Genomic DNA, 4,025 nt, shown 5'->3' with positions numbered 1-4,025 from the left:
CAAGGCTATCGGTCTGCCTAAATGCAAGGTATGTACCCATTGCTTTGACGGTACAAGCTATGAGTGATAATCAACCGAATAAATCAACTTAATATATCTAATAACCTTAAAAGTATGAGTCTTAACATCATCGTGCTCGCCAAGCAGGTGCCTGACACCCGCAATGTGGGCAAAGATGCCATGAAGGCCGACGGCACTATCAATCGTGCCGCCCTTCCTGCAATCTTCAACCCGGAGGACTTGAATGCTCTGGAGCAGGCACTTCGTCTCAAGGATGCCAATCCCGGCTCTACAGTGACCCTTCTTACCATGGGTCTGCCCCGTGCTGCTGAAATTATTCGTGAAGCCATTTATCGTGGTGCCGATACCGGTATTGTACTGACCGACCGTACACTTGGCGGTGCCGACACACTTGCCACCTCTTATTCTTTGGCTCAGGCTGTGAAGAAGTTTGGCAACTATGACATAATTCTCGGAGGCCGTCAGGCTATTGATGGCGACACCGCACAGGTGGGTCCTCAGATTGCCGAGAAACTTGGTATTCCCCAGGTGACATATGCTGAAGAAATTCTTGACCTCAAGGATGGCAAGGTGACAGTAAAGCGTCGCATTGAGGGTGGTGTGGAGACTGTTGTGGCTCCGCTGCCATGTGTAGTCACTGTCAACGGTTCGGCTGCCGAGTGCCGTCCACGTAATGCTAAGCGTGTACAGAAATACAAATATGCAGTATCTCCTTCAGAGAAAGGCAATCTCTCTCCTGAAATCCAGGCTTTGGTTGATGCGCGTCCGTATCTTAACCTCCAGGAGTGGAGCGCCGCATATGTAGATGCTGATCCTGCACAGATTGGTCTGGCCGGCTCTCCGACAAAAGTGAAAGCCATCGAAAATGTAGTATTTACCGCCAAGGAGAGCCGTACTCTCACAGATGATGACGCCCAGATTGAGGATCTCATCAAAGAGCTTATCGTCAACCATACTATCGGCTAATTTTATTGAATCATGAACGACAACAACAATCTCATAGTATATTGCGAGTATGAGCATGGCAAAGTAGCCGATGTGAGCCTCGAACTTCTGACCAAGGGCCGCGTGCTCGCCGACAAGCTCGGCGTTAAACTGGAAGCATTGGTAATAGGCGATAAACTCAACGGTATCGAGGATTCGCTCTTTCCCTATGGCGTGGATGTGGTCTATAAGGTAGAAGACGCTCGTCTCTATCCCTATACATCCAACCCCCATGCGGCAGTACTCATCAACCTCTTCAAGGAAATCAAGCCCCAGATTTGCCTTATGGGCGCTACATGCATCGGCCGTGACCTCGGTCCTCGTGTCAGCTCTTGTCTTCACAGCGGTCTGACCGCCGACTGTACATCGCTTGAAATCGGCGACCATACTGATCCCAAGACCGGCAAAAGCTATACCGACCTCCTTTATCAGATTCGTCCTGCATTCGGAGGAAATATCGTGGCCACTATCGTCAATCCGGATCATCGTCCCCAGATGGCTACCGTACGTGAGGGCGTGATGAAGAAAGAGATAAAAGACCCTGCATATAAAGGTGTCGTAGTTAATCTTGAGGCCGACAAGTATGTAAAACCCGAGGATTTTGTAGTAGAAATCATCGACCGTCATATCGAAAAGTCGAAAATCAATATAAAGAACTCTCCGATAATCGTGTGTGGCGGTTATGGTATGGGTTCCAAAGAGGGTTTCGACATGTTGCATGACCTCGCCGCAACCCTTGGCGCTGAAGTCGGTGCTTCGCGTGCAGCAGTCGATGCCGGATTCGCCGAACACGACCGTCAGATTGGTCAGACAGGCGTCACCGTGCGTCCCAAGCTGTATATCGCATGCGGCATCTCCGGCCAGATTCAGCACATTGCCGGCATGCAGGAAAGTTCTATTATCATCTCGGTCAACAATGACCCCAACGCACCTATCAATACCATAGCCGATTATGTAATCACCGGCAATGTGGAGGATGTCGTGCCCAAACTCATTAAGTATTACAAGAAAAATTCGAAGTAATGGCAAATTTTTATAACGACAATCCCGCTCTAAAGCACCACCTTACCCATCCTCTTATGGGTAAGATTGTCGCCCTCAAAGAACGCAATTTTACCGAAGCTGACAAGTATGATTATGCTCCGTTCAACTTCGATGATGCCATGGATTCCTACGACAAGGTACTCGATATCGTAGGTGAGATTACCGGCAATATTATAGCTCCTAACGCTGAGTCTGTTGACCATCAGGGTCCTCAGGTAATCGACGGACGTGTTAAGTATGCCGATGCTACAGCCGAAAACCTTGATGCATGCCGTAAGGCCGGCCTGATGGGTATGGCTATGCCCCGTCGCTTCGGAGGTCTCAACTTCCCGATTACTCCCTATATCATGGCTGCCGATATCGTTAGCCGTGCGGATGCCGGATTTGAAAATCTCTGGGGACTTCAGGATTGTGCCGAAACAATCTATGAATTTGCCGATGAAGACCAGAAGAGCCGTTTCATAAGCCGTGTATGCGAGGGTGAGACCATGTCTATGGACCTTACCGAGCCTGACGCTGGCTCTGACCTCCAGTCGGTGATGCTCAAAGCCACTGAACAGCCCGATGGCACCTGGCGTCTGAATGGTGTGAAGCGTTTCATCACCAACGGTGACAGTGATATACATCTGGTGCTTGCACGTTCTGAGGATGGTACAAAGGATGGCCGCGGCCTGTCGATGTTCATCTATGACAAACGCGACGGTGGAGTCACCGTGCGTCGTATCGAGAACAAGATGGGTATCAAGGGTTCTCCTACCTGCGAGCTCGTTTATCGCAATGCAAAGGCTGAACTCTGCGGCTCGCGCAAACTTGGCCTGATTAAGTATGTGATGGCGCTCATGAACGGTGCCCGTCTCGGTATTGCAGCGCAGTCTGTAGGTATTTCAGAGGCTGCTTATCGTGAGGCTCTTTCTTATGCCCGCGATCGCAAGCAGTTCGGCAAGGCTATTATCGAATTCCCGGCGGTATACGAGATTCTTTCGGTAATGAAGGCAAAACTTGAGGCTTCACGCTCGCTGCTTTACGAGTGCTCCCGCTTTGTCGATATCTATAAGATTTACGATGATATTGCCAAAGAGCGCTCTCTTACTCCGGAAGAACGCAAGGAAGCAAAATACTATAGCAAATTTGCTGATGCATGTACCCCTCTCGTAAAGGGCCTTGGCAGTGAGTATGCCAATCAGAATGCATATGATGCTATTCAGATTCACGGCGGATCCGGCTTCATGAAGGATTATGCATGTGAGCGTATATATCGCGACGCACGCATCACCTCTATTTACGAGGGTACCACACAGCTCCAGGTTGTCGCCGCTATCCGCCACGTGACAACCGGCACTTACCTCAATCTCATCCGTACATATGAGGCTCAGGAAATCGGACATACCTATAAGCCGTTGCGCGACGAACTTGCCCGTCTTACCGCTACTTACGAGGAGTGTGTGAAGAAGGTGACTGAAGCTAACGATCCCGCATATCTTGATTTTATGGCACGTCGCCTTGTTGAGATGGCCGGTAACATAATTATGAGCCACTTGCTTATACTGGATGCATCTCGCAATGCCGAATTGTTTGATGCCAGCGCACGCGTTTACTTCAATCTTGCCCAGGCTGAAGTAATCAAGCATGCTGACTTCATCAATCGCTTCAATCCTGCCGAAACAGCTATATACAAGCAGGCATAAGGATATATATAATAAAATTGGATGGAGCACTGAATGGTTTGTTCGGTGCTCCATTCCTTTTAATGGGGGCTGAAAGTATTTGAGTAGACTAAGGTGCCTGTACTCATAGGACTGAATGATTTTATTCCCCGGTTTAATATATATGTGTAAAAAAGAATCAGCCATTTAGCATCTAAGGCTAAATGGCTGATTCTTTTTATGATATTTAGAGCTCTTATTTGATTCCTGCTGCTTTGGCATCATCGCGAGAGAAAGAGTAGGGGGCATCAGAGGGTGAAGTGCCTCTTGAGG

General features: G+C 48.9%; 3 protein-coding genes. All 3 read left to right on the top strand.

Features of this window, described 5'->3' with window-relative positions; translation table 11 throughout:
* Positions 1-114 precede the first annotated feature (114 nt).
* From K2I50_RS00790 to K2I50_RS00780, 3 genes are read left to right on the top strand one after another with little or no spacing between them, the layout of a single operon-like run.
* Entirely contained in the window at positions 115-987 is an 873-nt protein-coding gene (locus K2I50_RS00790) for an electron transfer flavoprotein subunit beta/FixA family protein (RefSeq protein ID WP_301024349.1), read from the top strand.
* Positions 988-999: 12 nt separating this feature from the next.
* Positions 1,000-2,028: an electron transfer flavoprotein subunit alpha/FixB family protein gene (locus tag K2I50_RS00785; protein ID WP_301024348.1), complete on the top strand. Its 1,029-nt coding sequence runs from the start codon at positions 1,000-1,002 to the stop codon at positions 2,026-2,028.
* Entirely contained in the window at positions 2,028-3,734 is a 1,707-nt protein-coding gene (locus K2I50_RS00780) for an acyl-CoA dehydrogenase family protein (protein ID WP_301024347.1), read from the top strand. Before K2I50_RS00785 ends, K2I50_RS00780 begins: the two co-directional genes overlap by 1 nt.
* Positions 3,735-4,025 lie beyond the last annotated feature (291 nt).

Origin of the sequence: Muribaculum sp., from assembly GCF_029051885.1 — a bacterium.
Lineage (GTDB): Bacteria > Bacteroidota > Bacteroidia > Bacteroidales > Muribaculaceae > Muribaculum.
The sequence above is the reverse complement of the archived record's forward strand: the minus strand, read 5'-3'. Positions and strand labels throughout refer to the sequence as shown.

Excerpts from the sequence above, each read along its gene's own strand:
- K2I50_RS00790 (WP_301024349.1), top strand. The coding sequence starts at position 115 with ATGAGTCTTAACATCATCGTGCTCGCCAAGCAGGTGCCTGACACCCGC.
- K2I50_RS00785 (WP_301024348.1), top strand. The coding sequence starts at position 1,000 with ATGAACGACAACAACAATCTCATAGTATATTGCGAGTATGAGCATGGC.
- K2I50_RS00780 (WP_301024347.1), top strand. The coding sequence starts at position 2,028 with ATGGCAAATTTTTATAACGACAATCCCGCTCTAAAGCACCACCTTACC.